17 protein-coding genes and 1 pseudogene are annotated in these 19,247 nt (G+C 72.2%); 7 read left to right on the top strand and 11 right to left on the bottom strand.

Features of this window, described 5'->3' with window-relative positions; all coding sequences use genetic code 11:
* Positions 1-96: 96 nt before the first annotated feature.
* Positions 97-2,178: a PhoX family protein gene (locus tag AB0I91_RS05210; RefSeq protein WP_499607732.1), complete on the top strand. Its 2,082-nt coding sequence runs from the start codon at positions 97-99 to the stop codon at positions 2,176-2,178.
* A 190-nt stretch (positions 2,179-2,368) separates the two neighbouring features.
* Here AB0I91_RS05210 and AB0I91_RS05205 read toward each other — a convergent pair.
* Positions 2,369-3,571 (bottom strand): annotated as a pseudogene (locus AB0I91_RS05205) (IS110 family RNA-guided transposase).
* Positions 3,572-4,085: 514 nt separating this feature from the next.
* On the opposite strand from AB0I91_RS05205, the gene AB0I91_RS05200 reads away from it, so the two are divergent.
* Positions 4,086-4,772: an SDR family oxidoreductase gene (locus AB0I91_RS05200; protein WP_499635322.1), complete on the top strand. Its 687-nt coding sequence runs from the start codon at positions 4,086-4,088 to the stop codon at positions 4,770-4,772.
* Position 4,773: 1 nt separating this feature from the next.
* Here AB0I91_RS05200 and AB0I91_RS05195 read toward each other — a convergent pair whose 3' ends face one another.
* A complete protein-coding gene (locus AB0I91_RS05195; RefSeq protein ID WP_499635319.1) occupies positions 4,774-6,075 on the bottom strand; it encodes an amidohydrolase family protein in 1,302 nt (433 codons plus the stop codon).
* A 323-nt stretch (positions 6,076-6,398) separates the two neighbouring features.
* Between AB0I91_RS05195 and AB0I91_RS05190 the strand changes: the two genes are divergently transcribed.
* Entirely contained in the window at positions 6,399-7,127 is a 729-nt protein-coding gene (locus tag AB0I91_RS05190; RefSeq protein ID WP_499635316.1) for a hypothetical protein, read from the top strand.
* Between the two features lie 69 nt (positions 7,128-7,196).
* Here the strand turns inward: AB0I91_RS05190 and AB0I91_RS05185 are convergent, their stop codons facing one another.
* The 4 genes from AB0I91_RS05185 to AB0I91_RS05170 all read right to left on the bottom strand — a co-directional run bounded on the left by AB0I91_RS05185 (position 7,197) and on the right by AB0I91_RS05170 (position 11,251).
* Complete coding sequence (locus AB0I91_RS05185) at positions 7,197-8,357, bottom strand: sensor histidine kinase (protein ID WP_499607741.1); 1,161 nt, start codon at positions 8,355-8,357, stop codon at positions 7,197-7,199.
* Positions 8,358-8,644: 287 nt separating this feature from the next.
* Complete coding sequence (locus AB0I91_RS05180) at positions 8,645-9,775, bottom strand: nitric oxide synthase oxygenase (protein ID WP_499635313.1); 1,131 nt, start codon at positions 9,773-9,775, stop codon at positions 8,645-8,647.
* A gap of 145 nt (positions 9,776-9,920) precedes the next feature.
* A complete protein-coding gene (gene trmB / locus AB0I91_RS05175; RefSeq protein WP_498771964.1) occupies positions 9,921-10,562 on the bottom strand; it encodes a tRNA (guanosine(46)-N7)-methyltransferase TrmB in 642 nt (213 codons plus the stop codon).
* Between the two features lie 92 nt (positions 10,563-10,654).
* A complete protein-coding gene (locus AB0I91_RS05170; protein WP_498771516.1) occupies positions 10,655-11,251 on the bottom strand; it encodes a hypothetical protein in 597 nt (198 codons plus the stop codon).
* Between the two features lie 229 nt (positions 11,252-11,480).
* Here AB0I91_RS05170 and AB0I91_RS05165 point away from each other — a divergent pair, with 229 nt between their 5' ends.
* Entirely contained in the window at positions 11,481-12,680 is a 1,200-nt protein-coding gene (locus AB0I91_RS05165) for a S8 family serine peptidase (protein ID WP_499635310.1), read from the top strand.
* A 50-nt stretch (positions 12,681-12,730) separates the two neighbouring features.
* On the opposite strand, the gene AB0I91_RS05160 is transcribed toward AB0I91_RS05165, so the two are convergent.
* The 3 genes from AB0I91_RS05160 to AB0I91_RS05150 form a co-directional block, all read right to left on the bottom strand.
* Positions 12,731-13,639, bottom strand: a complete 909-nt coding sequence (locus tag AB0I91_RS05160) for an ABC transporter ATP-binding protein (protein ID WP_498771521.1) — start codon at positions 13,637-13,639, stop codon at positions 12,731-12,733.
* A 142-nt stretch (positions 13,640-13,781) separates the two neighbouring features.
* Positions 13,782-14,540, bottom strand: coding sequence for a hypothetical protein (locus tag AB0I91_RS05155; protein WP_499635307.1), 759 nt, complete (start codon positions 14,538-14,540; stop codon positions 13,782-13,784).
* Positions 14,541-14,546: 6 nt separating this feature from the next.
* The gene (locus tag AB0I91_RS05150) at positions 14,547-15,467 is read right to left on the bottom strand and encodes an ABC transporter ATP-binding protein (protein WP_498771524.1); all 921 of its coding nucleotides are present in this window, start codon (positions 15,465-15,467) and stop codon (positions 14,547-14,549) included.
* A gap of 213 nt (positions 15,468-15,680) precedes the next feature.
* Between AB0I91_RS05150 and AB0I91_RS05145 the strand changes: the two genes are divergently transcribed.
* Positions 15,681-16,115, top strand: a complete 435-nt coding sequence (locus tag AB0I91_RS05145; RefSeq protein WP_499607752.1) for a PPOX class F420-dependent oxidoreductase — start codon at positions 15,681-15,683, stop codon at positions 16,113-16,115.
* A 91-nt stretch (positions 16,116-16,206) separates the two neighbouring features.
* Here the strand turns inward: AB0I91_RS05145 and AB0I91_RS05140 are convergent, their stop codons facing one another.
* Entirely contained in the window at positions 16,207-17,001 is a 795-nt protein-coding gene (locus tag AB0I91_RS05140) for an HAD family hydrolase (RefSeq protein ID WP_499607755.1), read from the bottom strand.
* A gap of 50 nt (positions 17,002-17,051) precedes the next feature.
* Here AB0I91_RS05140 and AB0I91_RS05135 point away from each other — a divergent pair, with 50 nt between their 5' ends.
* Both AB0I91_RS05135 and AB0I91_RS05130 read left to right on the top strand, forming a co-directional pair.
* Positions 17,052-17,624, top strand: coding sequence for a TetR/AcrR family transcriptional regulator (locus tag AB0I91_RS05135; RefSeq protein ID WP_498771530.1), 573 nt, complete (start codon positions 17,052-17,054; stop codon positions 17,622-17,624).
* A complete protein-coding gene (locus AB0I91_RS05130) occupies positions 17,624-18,535 on the top strand; it encodes an SDR family oxidoreductase (RefSeq protein ID WP_499635343.1) in 912 nt (303 codons plus the stop codon). The genes AB0I91_RS05135 and AB0I91_RS05130 overlap by 1 nt, the downstream gene beginning before the upstream one ends.
* Positions 18,536-18,560: 25 nt before the next feature.
* On the opposite strand, the gene AB0I91_RS05125 is transcribed toward AB0I91_RS05130, so the two are convergent.
* Positions 18,561-19,217 carry a response regulator gene (locus tag AB0I91_RS05125; protein ID WP_053714464.1) on the bottom strand — a complete coding sequence of 219 codons (657 nt, stop codon included), beginning with the start codon at positions 19,215-19,217 and terminating at the stop codon, positions 18,561-18,563.
* Between the last annotated feature and the right edge of the window lie 30 nt (positions 19,218-19,247).

The following is a 19,247-nucleotide window of genomic DNA, read 5'->3' as shown; positions in this document are numbered from 1 at the left end:
CGAGGTGTTCGCCTCGCGTTCACTTCGAAGTCCGCTGCAGGTGGACTTGCCCTCTTACGGTCGCCCGGTTCCCACTGAGCGATCTCGGAGGTCCGCGTGTCCTCATCCACCGATCGGGGGCGGCGTCTGCTGCCCCTGCTGCCCAACCACCCCCTCGGGCGTTCGGCGATCACCTGCAAGTACCGCTGCGGCGACGCGTGCGCGCACGAGGCGCCCAACACGTCCGACAACGCCTACTTCGGTGACGTCGTCGGCGAGGTCGTGCGTCGGCGCGGCCTGCTCAAGGCGGGCGCGGTGCTCGCCGTCGCGGGCGCGGGTGTCGGGCTGGTCGGTGCCGGCAGCGCCGCCGCGAAGCCCGAGGTCGCCCCCGACGCCGACCTCGGCGGCGGTCGTCGACGTGACGGCCTGAACTTCACCGCCGTCGCGCCCAACACCGAGGACCGCGTCGTCGCGCCCGAGGGCTACGAGCAGGGCGTCGTGCTGCGCTGGGGCGACCCGGTGGTGCCCGGCGCGCCCGCGTTCGACTTCGACCGCCAGACCCCGGCCGCGCAGGCGAAGCAGTTCGGCTACAACTGCGACTTCCTCGGCCTGGTGCCGGTCGGCGGGCACGACCGGTGGGTGCTCGTGGCCAACCACGAGTACACCTCCGAGGAGTTCCTGTTCAAGGACTGGGACGCGGCCAACCCGACCCGTGAGCAGACCGAGATCGCCTGGGCCGCGCACGGCGCGTCGGTGGTGCTGGTCGAGCGCGACCGGCGCAGCGGGAAGCTCGTGCCCAAGCTGGACCGGCGCTACAACCGGCGGCTGACCGCGACCTCGGAGTTCGCGGTCACCGGGCCGGCGGCGGGCTCGAAGTACCTCAAGACCTCCGCCGACCCGACCGGCACGAAGGTGTTGGGCACGCTCAACAACTGCGCCGGCGGCGTGACGCCGTGGGGCACGATCCTGTCCGGCGAGGAGAACTTCAACCAGTACTTCGCCAACGCGGGCTCGGTCACCGACCCGGTCGCCAAGGCGCGGCTGGCCCGCTACGGCCTGTCCGGCGCGGCGTCCACCCGCAAGTGGGAGCGGTTCGACAAGCGCTTCGACGTGGCGCAGGAGCCCAACGAGGTCAACCGGTTCGGCTGGGTCGTCGAGATCGACCCGCTCGACCCGGACTCGACCCCGGTCAAGCACACCGCGCTGGGCCGCTTCAAGCACGAGGGCGCGAACGTGATCGTCGCCCGCGACGGCCGCGTGGTCGCGTACATGGGCGACGACGAGCGCTTCGACTACATGTACAAGTTCGTGTCCGACGAGAAGGTCAAGCCGGGCAACAGCAAGCACGCGCGCGAGCACAACAAGAAGCTGCTGGACAAGGGCACGCTGTACGTCGCCAAGCTCACCGGCGACAGCCCGGTCGCCGAGATCGACGGTTCCGGCAAGCTGCCCGCCGACGGTGAGTTCGACGGCTCCGGCGAGTGGATCCCGCTGGCCGCGGGCGACCGCTCGTTCGTGCCCGGCTTCACCGCCGAGGAGGTCTACGTCTTCACGCGGCTCGCGGCGGACGCCGTCGGCCCGACCAAGATGGACCGCCCCGAGGACGTCGAGCCCAACCCGCGCAACCGCCGGGTGTACGCGGCGCTGACCAACAACAGCGACCGCGGCAAGGCGGGCAAGGAAGGCGCGACCGAGCCGAACCCGCGCCCGAACAACCGCCACGGTCACGTGCTGGAGCTGGAGGAGCGCCACGGCGACAACACCGCCACGTCGTTCTCGTGGAAGCTGCTGCTGGTGTGCGGCGACCCGACGTCGGCCGACACGTACTTCGGCGGCTACGACAAGACCCAGGTCTCGCCGATCTCGTGCCCGGACAACCTGGCGTTCGACGCGCGGGGCAACCTGTGGATCTCCACCGACGGCAACGCCCTGAAGTCCAACGACGGCCTGTTCGCGGTGCCGGTCGAGGGCCCGTACCGCGGCCGGGTGAAGCAGTTCCTGACCGTGCCGAGGGGCGCCGAGACGTGCGGCCCGGTGGTCGAGGACGACTTCGTGCTCGTCGCCGTGCAGCACCCCGGTGAGATCGACGGCGCCTCGGCCGCCAACCCGCTGTCGCACTGGCCGGACGGCGGCAACTCCCAGCCGCGCCCGTCCGTGGTCGCGGTGTGGAAGAAGGACAAGGGCCGCATCTGCGGCTGACCCGGGGTGGAGGGCTCGCGCCACCACGCCCGAGCCCTCCACCGACTTGTCCACAGGCGAGCGAGTTGTCCACAGGTGACGCCCGACGCCGCCGATTCGTCGGTCCTGCGTGGCAGGGTGAAAGCAGGGGTCCCCTTGCCGGGGACGCCTGCGAAGCGTCGCCGTCGCCGGGGGTGTCCCTATGTGGTTGTCAGGCAGCGATCGGGGTGGGGACGACTTCGGGGTGTCGGTAGTGGGTCTTGGTGCGGAGCATGGCGAACAGGACGTCGCAGCGGCGGCGGGCCAGGCAGATCAGTGCGGCGTTGTGTTTTTGCCTTGGTGGCGTTTTCGCTGGTAGTAGGCCCTGCTGGCGGGGTCGGACAGGGCGGCGAACGCGGCGAGGAAGAACGCTCGTTTGAGTTTGCGGTTGCCGGTTCGGGCCGGGTGCTCGCCCTTGATGCTGCTGCCGGAGCTGCGGGTGACCGGGGCGATGCCGGCGTAGGCGGCCAGGTGCCCGGAGGACTTGAACGCGGTGGCGTCGCCGATCTCCAGCAGGATGCGGGCTGCGGTCCTGACCCCGATGCCGGGCATGGAGGTCAGGACCCCGGCGAGAGGGTGTGCACCGAGTATCCCCTCGACCTCGACGGCGACCTGTTTGCGTTGCAGGAGAACGGTTTTCAGGCTGTCGGCCAGGCGGGGCAGCACCGTGTCGGCGGCCGTGGTACCCGGGACGGTGACGGTCTGCTCGTCCAGCGCCGTCATGATCGCCTCGACGAGCTTGTCACCCATCCGCGGGGCGTGGGCGGACGCGATCGCGGTGAGTTTGCGTCGGCCCGCCTTGGCGATGCCGGTCGGGCCTCCGCAGCGGGAAAGGATCTCCAGCACGCCGGGTGGCTGATCCTGGGGCCGATGGCGCGTTCCAGGGCGGGGTGGACGCCGGCGAGCAGGCCGCGGATGCGGTTGCCGATCCGGGTGGCCTCGCCGGCCAGGTCGTCGTCGAACCCGACCAGCACGTCCAGCTCGGCCAGGGCCTCGTCGCCGACGTCGACCGGACGCAGCGTGTGCGGCAGACTGCGGGCCTCGTCGGCGAGGACGAAGGCGTCCCGGGCGTCGGTCTTCGCGCGGCCGGGGTAGAGGTCGGCGACGCGGCGCATGGCCAGGCCGGGCAGGTAGGCGACCTTCAGGCCGGCGGCGCGGGCGACGGCGACCGGCAGCGCGCCGATCGTCACAGGCTGGTCGACCACCACCAGCAGCGGACCGTGGGCCGCGAGTCTGTCGAACAACGCCCGCAGCCTGGGCTCGCTGTTGGGCAGCGGTCCGTCGTGCAGCCGCTTCCTTCGGGGTCCAAGCCGACGGCGTGGTGCTCGCCCTTGCCCACATCCAGACCGAGGAACACCTGGTAATCGCTGGTCATCGGTCGTGCCGTTCGTTCGTCGCGGGTGGTCGCGGGACGGGCATCGTCGGCCGGCACCCACGTTACGACGAGACCTGTCCATCGGTCGGTCGTGCCCCTATCAGCGGTCCGGCCGGCGGCGTGCTGGTGCGCCCGGATGACCGTGGGATCCACCGACACGTCCCACACGATCGACCCGGCGACACCGATCCGCACCCGCCACCGAAAGCCGTCGATCAACTGCCTCTTGCTCCACTTCGGCGGACGGCCCGACTTGGCACCGACGGGCGGCAAAGAGTGGCAAGACCGCTCACCGCGCGTCGGTCAGGTCGGCCTGCCCCGCTGCCGCCACGCCGGCCACGAGGTCTCCGGTACTGCGGTTTCGCTTGGTCGCTGAACCACTCACCGGAGACCTCGCCGCGTTCCGGCCACCGACACGTCGCCGGCAGCCCACCTTTGACACGCGCTCGCCGGGGACGCCTGCGAAGCGTCGCCGGTGGGCACGCCGCGGGCGGTGGTTGGTTAGGGTCCTGGCATGAGTCGACCCGTTGCGCTGGTGACCGGTGCGTCGCGTGGGATCGGTGCGGCGGTGGCGCGCGCCCTCGCCCCCACGCACGACCTGCTGCTCGGCGGACGCGACGAGAACGCGTTGGCGGACCTGGCCGCGACGCTGGAGTCCGCCCGCCCCTGGCCGGTCGAGCTCACCGACACCGACGCCCTGGCCGCGGCCACCGCCCGCCTCACGCGCCTGGACGTCCTGGTGCACAGCGCGGGCGTCGCCGAACTCGGCCCCCTCGCCGACGCGACCGCCGACGTCTGGCGCCGCACCCTCGACGTCAACGTGGTCGCGGTCGCCGAGCTCACCCGGCTGGCGCTGCCGCTCCTGCGCGCCGCCCGCGGCCACGTCGTGCTGATCAACTCCGGCGCGGGGCTGCGCGCCAACCCCGACTGGGGCGTCTACGCCGCCAGCAAGTTCGCCCTGCGCGCCTTCGGCGACGCACTGCGCGCCGAAGAAGAAGACCTCCGCGTCACGTCCGTCCACCCCGGACGCGTCGACACCGACATGCAGCGCGGTGTCCGCGAGCAGGAGAACGGCGACTACCAGCCGCACCTCTACCTGCACGCGGACTCCGTGGCCCGGGCCGTCGCCACCGCCGTGAACGCGGGCGAGGACGCCCACTTCACCGAGATCGTCCTCCGCCCCCGCCCCCGCCCCCGCTGAACTACCGCAGCCGGGCCGCCACCTCGCGCACGCCCGCCTGCGCCTCACGCCGGTCCACGTTCGTGGTCTCGCCGTCGGCCACGACCTGCTTGCCCGCCACCCACACGTCCTTGACCCGCCGCGTGCCCGAAGCCCACACCAGGTTCGCCAGCACCTGCTCGTCCGGCGCGTCCAACCCCGTGGCGAACGCCGGGTCGTCCACGTCCACGTGCACCACGTCGCCCCACCGACCGGGCTCGAGCGCGCCCAGGTCGTCACGCCCCAACGCCGCCGCACCACCGCGCGTGGCGAGCAGCAACGCGTCCGCCGCCCGCATCGCGGTCGCGTCCCCCGACGTCACGCGCGCCAGCAGCGCCGCCAACCTGGCCTCCTCGAACAGGTCCAGGTCGTCGTTGGACGCCGGCCCGTCGGTGCCCAACCCGACCGCGACGCCCGCGTCCAGGTACGACCGCAACGGCGCGATGCCCGACGCCAGCTTGGTGTTCGAGCCGGGGCAGTGCGCGATGCCGACCCCGTGCCGGGCGTAGATCGCCACGTCCTCCGGCGACAGGTGCACGGAGTGCGCCGACAGCACCCGCCCGCCCAGCACGCCCGCCTGCTCCAACAACCGCGGCACGGACCCGTGCGACGCCCGCTGCTCCAGGTCCTCCTCCGGCGACTCGGCCACGTGCACCTGCACCAGCGCGCCGCGGTCACGCGCCTCGCCCGCGATCTCGCCGAGCGCCTCCGGCGACAGGATGTACGCCGAGTGCGGCCCGTAGCTCAGCTCGACCCGCTCGTCCGGCCCGAACCGCAGCCCGTCGGCGTCGATCCACCGGGTGATCTCGTCGGTCATCGGCCGCCACGGCATCCCCGGCAGGTCCATGATCGCCGCACCGAACAGCACGCGCGACCCGGCCGCGAGCACCGCGTCCGCGAGCTGCTCGCCGTGGAAGTACATCTCGGCGCTCGTGGTCACGCCGTTGCGCAGCATCTCCACCGCGCCGAGCAGCATGCCGACCCGGATGTCCGACGGCTTCATCTTCGCCTCGGCCGGCCACATCGCCTCGCGCAGCCAGCGCAGCAGCGGCAGGTCGCCGCCCATGCCGCGCAGCAGCACCATCGGGCTGTGCGCGTGCGCGTTCACCAGGCCGGGCAACAGGATCCCGCTCAGCCGGCGGACCTCGCCCGCGAACTCCGGGGCGTCGGCCGCCGGGCCGACGTGCGTGACCCGGCCGTCGACGACGTCGACGACGGCGTCGCGCAGGACGGTGCAGGCGGGATCGCAGGGCAGGACCACGGGGGCGTGCAGGCGCAGCGACATACCCCGATCCTGCCGCACTCGAACGAGCGACACACAACGTGGCGGCCCACGCCTCACCCCGTAACCCGAACAGTGGGTTTGACCTTCTCGGGCGGTGTTCACCCGCCGGATGGACGTAATCTCCGAAACGTTGGGAGAGGTGGTGGTCCCGCTGATCCGGCGAAGGAGTGACAGTGGCTCGTAACGGTGGAAGTGCTCAACCCGGCGAGCGTCGCGGCAGGGGGGAACCCGCGGCGGCGGTCCTGCGATCGGAGGCCGATTTCTCCGAACCGGACCTGTCCCGGGAACGTCGATGGCTCGCGCTGTTCCTGTTGGTGCACCTCGTGGACGACAACGGTCGGATGAGCACCGCGTACCGGCGGGTGCTCCGGCGGGCGGCGCGAACACCCGGGCACTGGGCCCACGGCCGGTCGCTCGGCGCGGTCCGGGCCGAGGTGACGCGCTGGATCGGCGCGCAGGCGCGGCCCGACTGCGTGCCGCCGTGGGACCGGGTCGCGAGCCTGGTCCACGCCGCCGTGCACCCGACGCTCGCGCCGGAGGTGCTGGCCACGGCCCGCTACCTGCACGGCCTCGTCACCGGCCGGGAGACCGACGACCCGCGTCCGAGCTGGCTGGACCCTGAGGTCGACGACATCACCACGACGATGATCGGCGGCCTGGAATGGGCGCGCAACCACGGCCTCGCCGCACCTGACGACACCCCGTCCGACGACGCGGCGTCCGACGACACCCAGGCCGACGGGGAGACCTCCCCGAAGCCGGAGTCGAGCGCGTACGAGATGTTGTGGACGGTGGTCCGGGTGCACCGCGACGCGGAGGCGCGGATCGCCGAGCTGGAGCACCAGGTGCGAGAGCTGCACGAGGAGAACGCCCGGCTCTCCGGCGACGTCACCACGTGGCTGGGCGACTACCGGCCGACGATCCCCGACCAGGACCGCGGAGCCCGCCGCCGTCCCGTCGTCGACCGGCACCTCGCGCCGGAGGAACCGGCGCGGTCCTTCACCTACCCGCTGCCCGCCGAACTGCCCGCGTCGCACCCGACCGCCGGCTGACCGGTCACGGTCGTGCGCCCAGGACGCGCGGGCCGCGCGGGACTGCCGGTGGTGCGGTCGGGGAACCGGTCACCGCACCACGGGCAGGGCGGCGCGCACCTCCCAGCCGCCGCCGGCCCGCGTGCCCGCGCTGAACCGCCCGCCGAGCAGCTCGACGCGCTCCCGCATGCCCACCAACCCGTAGCCGCCCGACCCGCCGACCGGCGGCGTCTTCCGCGCCCGCCCGTCGTCGGCCACCAGCACGTGCACCACACCGTCCGAAACGGACACCGAGACGTCCACAGAGGACGCTTCCTCGGCGTGCTTGCGCGCGTTGGTCAAGGACTCCTGCACCAGCCGCAGCACCGAGCGCCCCAACGACGGCGGCACGGGCACCGGCAGGTCGACGTGCAGCCGCACGTGCTGACCGGACCGCTCCACCACACCGCGCACGTCGTCGGCCAGGTCGCTGGACGCGGTCGGCGCGTCGGCCTCGGTGTCGCGCAACGTGCCGACCAGGCGGCGCATCTCGGCCAACGCCTCGTTGCCGCTGCGCACGATGATCGGCAACGCCTCCTGCGCCGCCGCCGGCACGGCCTGCGCCGCCTGCGCGTGCACCACCATCCCGGTCACGTAGTGCGCGATCACGTCGTGCAGCTCGCGGGCCAGCGCCATCCGCTCGGTGTGCTGCGCCGCCGCGACCTCGGCCCGCACGGCGGTCGCGCGTTCCCGGTCGCGGGCGCGGAAGTACAGCCCGGTGCCCACCGACAGGGCCAGCAGCACCCCGCCGAACACCGCCTGGGCCCAGAACCCGGGACCGCTGTAGTCGTCGGACCAATACGGCGACCGGTACTCCGGTCGCACGACGGCGGCCGACGCCGACACCGCGACGAGCAGCACCACCCCGGCCACCGCGCGCGCCGGCGGCACGTGCCGCACCGCCACCGCGAGGATCGCCATCAGCGCCGCGACCTCGGCCACCACCAGGCCGCCGATCATCGGCGTCACGGGCGCGACGCCCGCCACGCGCAGCAGGACCGAACTCGCCACCACCGCCGTCGCGGCGCTCAGCGCGGCGTCGAACGGGCGCCGTGGCGCGAGCACGGCCAGCGCGCAGACCACGACCGCACCGGGCAGGTGCCACCAGCCGACCTCGCCGAGGAACTCGCCGCCGACGAGGAAGAGCAGGGCGCACGCCAGCGGCCACTGGCGGCGGAGCAGGGCCCGCCACCCGAGCTGAGTGCTCTCCACGGGACCTCACGGTAGGTGGTCGCGGCGCGTGACGCGTCCGACCCCGGTCGGGTGGGCCGTCAACCGCGAGGCTGACCCGAACGCCCGGTTAAACACACCAGTGGCCGATGTCGGATGACGAATCCCGGGGTGACTCTTGAGCGGTGAGTCGGGGAACGGGAGGTACACCATGTTCGGAGTGGTCGCAACTTGGGCGGGCGCGGTGCTCGGCCTGCTGGTGCTGGTCCTGATGGCGCTGGCCGGCGTGTTGATCGATTCCCAGCGCTGAGCCGGGGGTGGCCGGCCGCTCAGTCGCCGAAACCCTCGACGCGCCGGCGGAGCAGTTCGGCGAGGCGTCCGGGTGAGTGCGGCTGGGTCGTTTCCGCGGGGGCGGGGGAGAAGCGGGCGGGTCCGCCGGCACGGGCCCGGCCGGCCGCCGCGGGATCGAGTCGGAACGCGGGCCGGTTGCCGGAGTGGCGTTGTCGCGAGCGCAGCCACGACAGCCGGTGCCGCGACTCGGCGTGGTGGTCGGTGATGGTCACGGCGGCGCGGTCGAAGGAGTGCAGCACGGCCCGGTTCAGCTCGACCACGGCGCGGTCGCGCCACAGCGAGCGCTCGGTGGACGTGTCCAGGCCGAGCGCCTCGGCGACGGACCGCGCGGCGCCGCAGGCGTTCTCGTCGGCCAGGCTCCTGGCACCGATCTCGGAGCCGACGAACCACGAGTTGAACGGCGCGGCGGGGTAGGTGACGCCGCCGATGGCCAGCCGCATGTTGCTGATCACGGGCACCGCGTGCCAGCGCAGGCCGAGCTGCCCGAACCAGGGCAGGTCGGGGTGTTCGAGGGCCACCTCGTGCACCACGTCCGGCGGCACGGTGAACAGCCGCGCCCCCTCGTGCGCGGTCTCGACCACCAGCGGCAGCAGGTCGAAGCGGCCGGGCGGCGCGGGCGGCTGCCAGCCCATCGCGCGCACGGCGTCGGTGAACCCGCGGTAGCGGAGGTCTCCCGAGCCGTCGCCGTGGCCCGCGTACCGGACCAGCTGCTCGTTCCAGATGCACGGCCCCGGCGCGGTCGGCGTGTCCGGCGCGAACACCGTGACCAGCGGTCGGATCTCGCCGCCGTTGGTCGCCTGGCGCAGGTGCTCGACGCACTCGGCCGCCACGGCGGCGGCGTTGCGGAGACCGCGCAGGTCGCGGACCTTGAGCCGGCGCCACGGCACGCCGCTGGTGCACCAGCCCGAGTCGCGCAGGGCGATCCGCGCGCCGTAGGCGAGCTCGTGGGCGGTGTGCCGGTACGTGCCGGTCTCGGCGATCTCGTCGCGGACCCGGGCCAGGCGCGGTCCGACGGGCCCGGCCTCGGGGTGGGCGATGTGGAACATGCGGAGGAAGCCCTCCGCCGCGTCCACGTCGAACGTTATCGGTTCGTTGTCTACTACGGTCACGGGCGGCAACCGTAGTTGCGGACCGGTGTCACACGTCACTGCCAGACGGGGCACATCGGGTGATCGATAAAACCCACCCGATCCGGTGACGAATCCACGCGCAGTCGCCGCATCGGTCGCCGGCGACCGCGACTTCATGCCACGGTCAGGTGAGTTCGATCCGCTCGAACATCAGGTCGTGGCTGATCCGGTCCTCCTCGACCGCGCGCTGCTCGAACTTCGTCACGGGCCGCCACTGCGGCCTGGGCGCCCACCCGTCGAACCGGTTGCGCAGCAGCGGCTCGGCGGAGCACACCCGCAGCATCTGCTCGGCGTACTCCTCCCAGTCCGTCGCCAGGTGCAGCGTGCCGCCGGGCCGCAGGCGCGAGGCCACGAGCCCCACGAACTCCGGCTGCACGAGCCTGCGCTTGTGGTGCTTCTTCTTCGGCCACGGGTCGGGGAAGTAGATCCGCACCTCGGCCAGGGTCCCGGGCTCCACGTGCTCGGTGAGCAGGTCGACCGCGTCACCGCGCAGGACCCGCAGGTTGGTCACGTCGAGCGCCTCGGCGCGCAGCAGCAGCTGCGCCAGGCCGGGCTTGTAGACCTCGACGGCCACGTAGTTCACCTCGGGCGCGGCGGCGACCAGCTGCGACGTGGTCTCGCCCATCCCGGAACCGATCTCCAGCACGACGGGCGCCTCGCGCCCGAACCACTCGTCGAAGTGCACGGGACCGGCCGGGAGCGCCTTGACCTCGTGGCCCAAGCGCTCCCAGTGGCGGTCCCATGCGCGCTGCTGCCCCACGGTCATCCGTTCGCCGCGTTGGACGTAGCTGACGACGGATCGGTGGTGCGGCGGTCGCTGGCGGCTGGACGTCACGGGCGTACAGCCTAGGTGGTGCGCTAAGCGATGTTCTCCAGGTCCTCGATCTGCTCGCGCAGCTCGGCGGGGGTGAACTCGATGGGTTGGCGCTGACCGGGGCCCCGGTGCGCGGGGAGCAGGTCCACGAAACCGGGGTGCCGGTCGGTGAACTGCACGGTGGTCGGCTCCGCGGGGCCGTAGACGCCGCTCTCGGACGGCACGAACTCCCAGTAGCCGACCTCGCCCTCGGTCGCCCACGGGACGAACACCCAACCCGGTCGGCTGCCCAGCAACCGGGTCACCTCGTCCTCCAGGGCGAACGCCGCCGCGCGCGAGGCGATGCGGCCCCGGTCCAGGGCCCTGAGCCACCAAGGTGCGGGTGCGTCGGGGCCCACTGCGCGGAACATGGCGAGCACTTGCTGTTCGTCGGCCTTGTGGATCCAGGCTCGACGCGTCTGTGCGGGTGAGTCGGCGACGCCGACCCCTCCCGCGGCTTCGATCGCGTGCGACCATTCCAACGCCAACATCGGTTCGACGCGAAGGGCGTGGTCGCGTTGACGGGGCAGCACCTTCCTGGGCGGCTCCTTGGACCCGGTCGCCGAGTTCTCGGCGTTCAGGTTCGGATCGAGCACCGTCACGGGTTCACCTCCGGGGGGTTCCTTGACGGGGGGTATCCGAATTCGTGTGCGGGCAGGCGCCTGCCTCACGATTCGCGCTTTCCATCTGACCGGGTTCAGATGCGCTTGTCATGGGGCTGTGCCGGAGTTCACGACGTCTTAACGAACGGCTTACTCCGCTTGCCCGAATCGAGAACTGTGAAACATGATTGACTTGGAATATCTGTGATCCAGAACACAGGGGGAATTGGTGACGGGGAGAGCGGTGGCGGCCGCGGTCCTGATCGCGATGGTGGTCCCGGGCGTGGCCCGGGCGCAGACGATCGAGGAGCAGCAGTGGCACCTGACCGCCTTGGGGGTGTCCGCCGCGCACGCCACCACGCGGGGTGACGGCGTGGTCGTCGCGGTGGTCGACTCGGGCGTGGACGACACCCGCCCGGACCTCGCGGGCGCGCTGCTGCCCGGCACCGGGTTCGGCTCGGCCGCCGGCACGGACGGCACCGAGGACAACGACGGCCACGGCACCGCGATGGCGACGTTGATCGCCGGCCGGGCGGTGGACGGCGGCGCGCTCGGCGTCGCGCCCGGCGCGATGATCATGCCGATCTCGGTCGGCGCGGACGGCGACAAGTTCACCACCGCGTCCGTCGCCGAGGGCGTGACCTGGGCCGTCGACCAGGGCGCCGACGTCATCAACCTGTCCCTGACCTCGCTCGCCACGCTCACCCCGGACCTGCTGCGCGCGGTCAACTACGCGTTCGACAACGACGCCGTGGTGGTCGCCGGCACCGGGAACGACGGCGACGAGCACGTGGGCGCGCCCGCCAACATCAAGGGCGTCATCGCGGTCTCCGGCACGATCGAGGGCAACGGGCCGTGGCCGGAGTCCAACACCGGCCCGGAGACCGTGCTGGCCGCGCCCGCGCAGCGCATCGTGACCGCCGTGCCGGTGTCGGTGGTGGACACCGGCTACGCCGAGGTGGACGGCACGAGCGCGGCCACGGCGCTGGTCTCGGGCGCGGCGGCGCTGGTGCGGGCCCGCTACCCGGACCTGGACGCGGGCAACGTGGTGAACCGGCTCATCGCCACCGCCACCGACCTGCTCGCGCCCGGCCGGGACAACGTGACCGGGTTCGGCCAGGTCAACCCGGTCGCCGCGCTGACCGCCGACGTGCCGCGGGTGGAGCGCAACCCCTTGGCGCCGCCGCCGCGCACGACCTCCGCCGACGCTCCGCCCACGTCGGACGGGAACGTGGCCGCGCCGTCGTCCGAGGTGGACGGGAGCGGGCGGCTGCTGGTGGCGTTCGGCGGGCTGACCGCGGTCGGGATCGTGGTGGCGGCGGTGAGCCTGCTGCTGGCCCGGCGCAGTCGGATCCGGCGCGCGCCGGCGCCGGTCGTCACCGAAATCCCGCCGCCGTCCGACGACTTCTGGCGCAACGACCGGTTCTGACCCGCGGGCGCGGTCGGCGAATCGCTTTCCGGCACCCGGTGGAGCGCCGGTCACTCGTTCGCGTGGTATTCCACGGATTCCTTCGTGAGTTGCATGAAGGCCTCTTCGAGCGAACCGAGTTGCGGGCTCAGCTCGTGCAGCGTGATGCCGTTCGAGGCGGCCAGCTCGCCGATGAACGCGGGCTCCACCCCGTGCACGACGAGCGCGCCGTCGGAGGCCGCGGCCTCGGCGACGCGGGCCCGACCGTCGAGCAGCTCGCGCAGCCGGTCGAGCTGCGGCGAGCGGACGCGGACGGTGTCCTCGGTGGCGTCTTTGATGAACTGCTCGGTGCTGGTCTGCGAGATCAGCTTGCCGCGCCCGATCACGATCAGGTCCTGCGCGGTCTGGGCCATCTCCGACAGCAGGTGGCTCGACACGAACACGGTGCGGCCGTCGTCGGCGAGCCGGTGCATGAACTGGCGGATCCAGAGGATGCCCTCCGGGTCCAGGCCGTTGACCGGCTCGTCGAACATCAGCACCTCGGGGTCGCCGAGCAGCGCGCCCGCGATGCCCAGCCGCTGGGACATGCCCAGCGAGAAGCCGCCCGCCCGGCGCTTGGCGACCTGGGTGAGGCCGACGATGTCCAGCACCTCGTCCACACGCCGGTCCGGGATCCGGTTCGACCGGGCCAGCCACTGCAGGTGGGCCCGCGCCGAGCGGTTGGGGTGCACCCACTTCGCGTCCAGCAGCGCGCCGACCACGCGCAGCGGCTCGTGCAGCGAGCGGTAGTCGCGGCCCTTCACGGTGACCTTGCCGCGGGTGGGGCTGTCGAGGCCCAGGATCATCCGCATGGTGGTGGACTTGCCCGCGCCGTTCGGGCCGAGGAAACCGGTGACCCGGCCCGGCTGCACGGTGAACGACAAGTCGTCCACGGCCACGGTCCTGCCGTAGTGCTTGGTGAGGCCGGTCGCTTCGATCATGACATCTCCCGTCCGATCAACCGCTGGTGGCGGAACCTGAAGCAGAAGAGCCCGGGCCACCCCCCGAAGGTGACCCGAGCTCCCCCTTTCCCCCGGCTGCCCGCGCGCCGGCCCCCGAATGCCGGCGGCGCGGGCCTGCCCGTTACGCGTCCCGCCGCTTCACCACGACGAGCGAGATGACGTAGATCGCCAGCGCGATGGCGGCGAAGTACCCGAACGAACCCCACGGGCTCAGGTCGCCGACCACGGGCGGACCCTCGCCGGCCGGGATGCCGCCCGTGGTCGGGTCGCCCAGGATGAACTTCTGGGCCATCAGGAACGGCAGCCACTTCTGGATGTCGTCACCGATGTTCGGGATGAGCCCGACGAGGCTCTCCACCACCAGCGCGTACACCAGGATGATCGACACCGCGCCCGCGGTGTGCCGGACCATCGCGCCCACGCCCAGCGCGAGCAGCGCGCCCATCGCGAACACCAGGCCCACGCCCACGAGGTGCCGCCAGTCGGCGGCGGAGTCCAGCGCCAGGCCGGAGGAGTCGTCGGCGATGACCCGGCTCAGGCCCCACGAGCCGAACGCGGCGACCAGGCCGACCACGCCCGAGAGCAGCATCACGACGACCGCCTTGGCGATCATCGGCGAGATGCGGTCGGGCACCGCCTGGAACGTGGCCTTGATCGTGCCGAAGCGGTACTCGGTGGTCACCGCCAGCGCGGCCATCACCATGACCACGTACAGCCCGAAGTTGTAGACGACCACCGTGCCCATCACGGGCATCGGACCGCCCCAGTTGAGCGCGAAGATCGCGCCGAGGCCGACGGTCAGGCCGACTGCCAGCAGCATGCACCACCAGGGCGAGCGGGTGGAGAAGAGCTTGATCCGTTCAACGGCGAGCAGAGTCATCGGTGGTCACTTCCCCGTCTCGGCGAGTTCGGCGTGGTACTCGACAGAATCGCCCGTGAGCTGCATGAACGCTTGTTCGAGCGAACCTCGTTGCGGGCTCAGCTCGTGCAGCACCACGCCGCTGCCCGCCGCGATGTCACCGATCTCGTCGCTGAGGGCGCCCGACACGGTGAGCGAGCCGTCGGAGTCCTCACGCACGGTGAAGCCCTTGTCGACGAGCATCGCACCCAGCTTGTCCGCGTGCGGGCTGCGCACCCGGACGGTGTTCTCGGTCGACCGCTCGACGAACTCGGTGGTGCTGGACTGCGAGATGAGCTTGCCGCGCCCGATGACCACGAGGTCCTGGGCGGTCAGCGCCATCTCCGACAGCAGGTGGCTCGACACCAGCACGGTGCGGCCCTCGGCGGCCAGGCCCTGCATGAACTGGCGGATCCAGAGGATGCCCTCCGGGTCCAGGCCGTTGACCGGCTCGTCGAACAGCAGCACCTTCGGGTCGCCGAGCAGGGCGCCCGCGATGCCGAGGCGCTGGGACATGCCGAGGGAGAACCCGCCCGCGCGGCGCTTGGCGACCTTGGTCAGGCCGACCATGTCCAGCACCTCGTCGACGCGGCGGTCGGGCAGGCCGTTGGACTTCGCCAGCCACTGCAGGTGGGCCCGCGCGGAGCGGTTGGGGTGCACCCACTTGGCGTCCAGCAGCGCGCCGACGGTCCGCAGCGGGCGGTCGAGCCGCGCGTACGGCTTGCCGTCGATCAGCACCTGACCGGCGGTCGGCCGGTCGAGGCCGAGGATCATGCGCATGGTGGTGGACTTGCCCGCGCCGTTCGGGCCGAGGAACCCGGTGACCCGGCCGGGCGCGACGGTGAACGACAGGTTGTCCACCGCCACCGTCTTCCCGTAGCGCTTGGTGAGGCCGACAGCCTCGATCATGATTTCTCCCCTGGACGACACATCCCCCGGACTAGGCTGAACCTTGCCCGGTCCACCGGGTCGCGCACATCGGTCTGTAGTTGACTCGTCCGTGCGACTTCAGTCTTATCGTGGTAGCTACCTCGGTCGTAGTAATCCGTGTTCACCCTGAGTTGTCCCCTAGGCGTTCACCGGGTCGTTCTCAGGGATGGGATGCCTCTACGGTGTGCGGTCATGGCTCACACCGACGCACCCGAGGGCTGGTGGCGCGAGTTCGTGTCGGCCGCGCCCGCCCGGACCGGCAAGCTCGCGATCGTCCGCGCGGACGGGTCGCCGCACGTCACACCCGTCTGGGTGGACCTCGACGCCGGCACGCTCGTGTTCACCACGAACCTGGGGTCGATCAAGGGCAGGGCGATCCGGCGCGACGGCCGGGTGTCGGTCTGCCTGGACGACGAACGGCCGCCGTTCGCCTTCGTCACCGTGTCCGGCCGAGCCGAGGTCGAGGACGACCCCGAGCAGGTGCGCTACTGGGCGGGCCGCATCGGCGCCCGGTACATGGGCGCGGACCGGGCGAACGAGTTCGCCGAGCTCAACGGCGGGCCGGGCGAGGTGGTCGTCCGCGTCCGCGACGCCGACGTCATCGCCAAATCGGGCATAACCGACTGATCGCGCGTGTCCCACGTCCAGGACGGCTGCGCCGGGGCCGTGCCGGTACGTCGGCGCGACCAACCGGGCCCGGTCGCGGCGTCGGACACCACTAGGCGGCGAAGTACCGGTCCAGCACGGCCGCCGCGCCGTCGTCGAGGATCGTGCCGGTGACCGCGTCCGCGACCTCCCGGACGGCGACCGGCGCCTGTCCCATCGCGACGCCGTGCGCGGCCCACCGCAGCATCTCCACGTCGTTGGAGCCGTCGCCGATGGCCAGCGTGTCCTCCTCGGACACGCCGAGCTTGGCCCGCAGGTCCTCCAGCGCCGCGCCCTTGGTCACGCCGGGAGGCGACAGCGTCAGCCACGGCTCGTTGTGGTCGCACGACGCCGTCACGCCGGGCAGCTCGACGTCGAGCATCCGCAGCGCCAGCTCCTCCGGCGTGCGGCCGACCCAGCGCATGACCAGCCGGGACGTCGCCGTGGCCGCCAGCTCCCCGTAGGACACCTCGCGCACCTCGCCCCACAGGTCGCCGTCCGGGAACCGGCCGAACGCGAGGTTCCCCACCCCGGTCAGCTCGACCGCGAACACCGAGTCGGGCAGCAGGGCCCGCAGGCGCTCGACCGACGGCCCGGGGTCGAACTCGACCTTCCGGATCACCTCGCGGGTGCTCGTGTCCCACCAGACGGCGCCGTTGGAGCAGATCGCGGTGGTGTCGCGCAGGCCTAGGTCGTCGATGATCGGCCGGGTGCCGACGAGGCTGCGGCCGGTGGAGAGGACGACGTGCGCGCCGTGGTCCACGGCCCGGCCGATGGCCGCGCGCACGGCCGGTGCGACGTCCTCGCGGCCCACGGGGGTGATCGTGCCGTCGATGTCCAGGGCGATGAGGCGTGGTCTCCAGGTCACTGGTGTCACCCTACTGGGCGACCATTAATGAACCGTGGTTCAATAATACCGTGGCACGACCGAAGACGATCACGGACGAACGGCTGCTGGCCGCCGCGGCGGAGGTGATCGGCCGCAAGGGGCCGGGGTTCACCATCGCCGACGTGGCCGAGCGGGCGGGCGTCTCGGTGGGCACGGTGGCCGGCCGGTTCGGCTCGAAGAGCGGCCTGCTCCAGGCCCTGACCAGGCAGACCATGGACGAGAACGTGCGGCGGATGCACGCGGCGGCGGCCGCGGCGCAGGACCCGGCGGACGGGCTGCGGGCGGCGCTGCTGACCTGGTTCGAGGACGTGGTGGACCCGGCCGAGGCGCAGCACCACCTGGCCCAGCTCGGTGTCGACCTGATCGACCCGCAGCTGCGGGCGCTGCTCGCCGAGCTGTACGCGGCGACCGAGCGGACCGTGGTGGAACTCACCCGACCGGTGGATCTTCCGCACGGCCCGTCGCCGGAACGCGCGGCGCGGGTGCTCACCGGGTTGCTCTACGGCGTGTCGATGGACTGGTCCGTCCGACCGCGCGGCGAGCTGGCCGACCGGCTGGCGCAGGACGTGGACGCGGTGCTGGACGCGTGGAAGGGGAGATGATGTCGGCGTTGGAGGGCAAGGTCGCGGCGGTCACCGGGGCGACGCGGGGCGCCGGACGTGCCATCGCGGTGGAGCTGGGTGCGGCCGGTGCGACGGTGTTCGTCGGCGGGCGGTCGACGCGCGGGCACAAGTCGCCGATCGGCCGGGACGAGACGATCGAGGAGACGGCGGAGCTCGTCACGGCGGCGGGCGGGCGCGGCGTCCCGGTGCGGTGCGACTTCACCGCGCCCGCGGACGTGGACGCGTTCCGGGCCCGCATCGAGTCCGAAGTGGACGGGCAGCTGGACGTCCTGGTCGACGACGTGTGGGGCGGCGAGGCGGACACCGAGTTCAAGGTGTTCTGGGAGCAGGACCTCGACCGCCAGCTGCGGATGTGGCGCAACAGCATGGAGGCGCACTTCGTCACGCTGCACCGCCTGCTGCCGCTGCTGGTCCGCCGGCCGGGCGGGTTGCTGGTCGAGGTGACCGACGGCGACAGCGACGACTTCTACAGCGGGTCGCTCGCGTACGACTCGGTGAAGGTCGCGATCCGGCGGATCGGCACGGTGATGGCGAAGGAGCTGGCGGCGTTCGGCGGCACGTCGGTCGCCGTCACGCCCGGTTTCCTGCGGTCGGAGCAGATGCTGGAGCACTTCGGCGTGACCGAGGCGAACTGGCGTGACGCGATCGCGAAGGAGCCGCACTACGCGATGTCGGAGACGCCGCACTACGTGGGCCGAGGCGTGGCGGCGCTGGCCGCCGACCCGGACCGCCACCGCTTCACCGGCAAGGCGCTCGCCTCGTGGACGCTCATGCGGGAGTACGGCTTCACCGACCTGGACGGCTCGCAGCCGGACTGGGGCCGCTGGTACGAGGAGGTCTTCAAGGCGGGCGTCGACCCGACGACGGCGGACGCGTCGAAGTACCGGTGAGCCTCGCGGGACGCGTCCGGCCCGGTCAGACGTCGCCGGGTCGGACGAGTCCCGTCTCGTAGGCCAGCACCACGGCCTGCACGCGGTCGCGCAGTTCGAGCTTCGCCAGGATGCGCCCCACGTGCGTCTTCACCGTGGCCTCGGACAGGAACAGCTTCCGCGCGATCTCGGTGTTCGACAGCCCCTTGGCGATCAGCACGAGCACCTCGCGCTCCCGCTCGGTCAGCGCCTCCAGCACCGCCGCGTCGCGCAGCTCGCCGCCGCCCTCGCCGAGGAACCGGCTCAGCAGCCGCTTGGTCACCGAGGGCGACACCACCGCGTCGCCGCTGGCCACCGCGCGCAGCGCCGACACCAGGTCACCCGGCGGCGTGTCCTTGAGCAGGAACCCGGACGCGCCGTTGCGCAGCGCCGACAACGCGTACTCGTCCAGGTCGAACGTGGTCATCACGAGCACCTTCGCGGTGCCCGCCTCGGCGATCCGCTTGGTCGCCTCGACCCCGTCGAGCACGGGCATGCGCACGTCCATCAGCACCACGTCCGGCCGCAGCCGTTCGGCCAGCTGCACGGCGTCGAGCCCGTTGGCCGCCTCGCCGACCACGTCGACGTCCTCTTGCGCGCCGAGCACCATCCGGAAGCCCATGCGCATGAGCTCCTGGTCGTCCACGAGCAGTACCCGGATCACGAAGTCACCTTTCCCAGCCGGCACGGCACC

This window comes from Actinosynnema sp. NPDC049800 (genome assembly GCF_040656635.1).
Taxonomy (GTDB): Bacteria; Actinomycetota; Actinomycetes; order Mycobacteriales; family Pseudonocardiaceae; genus Actinosynnema.
This window is presented reverse-complemented; position numbering and strand designations above follow the sequence as displayed.

Bases quoted from the DNA above. Each gene is read 5' to 3' on its own strand.
- AB0I91_RS05200 (WP_499635322.1), top strand. From the start codon at position 4,086: ATGAGTCGACCCGTTGCGCTGGTGACCGGTGCGTCGCGTGGGATCGGT.
- AB0I91_RS05195 (WP_499635319.1), bottom strand. From the start codon at position 6,075: ATGTCGCTGCGCCTGCACGCCCCCGTGGTCCTGCCCTGCGATCCCGCC.
- trmB (WP_498771964.1), bottom strand. From the start codon at position 10,562: ATGACCGTGGGGCAGCAGCGCGCATGGGACCGCCACTGGGAGCGCTTG.
- AB0I91_RS05160 (WP_498771521.1), bottom strand. From the start codon at position 13,639: ATGATCGAAGCGACCGGCCTCACCAAGCACTACGGCAGGACCGTGGCC.
- AB0I91_RS05155 (WP_499635307.1), bottom strand. From the start codon at position 14,540: ATGACTCTGCTCGCCGTTGAACGGATCAAGCTCTTCTCCACCCGCTCG.
- AB0I91_RS05150 (WP_498771524.1), bottom strand. From the start codon at position 15,467: ATGATCGAGGCTGTCGGCCTCACCAAGCGCTACGGGAAGACGGTGGCG.
- AB0I91_RS05145 (WP_499607752.1), top strand. From the start codon at position 15,681: ATGGCTCACACCGACGCACCCGAGGGCTGGTGGCGCGAGTTCGTGTCG.
- AB0I91_RS05130 (WP_499635343.1), top strand. From the start codon at position 17,624: ATGTCGGCGTTGGAGGGCAAGGTCGCGGCGGTCACCGGGGCGACGCGG.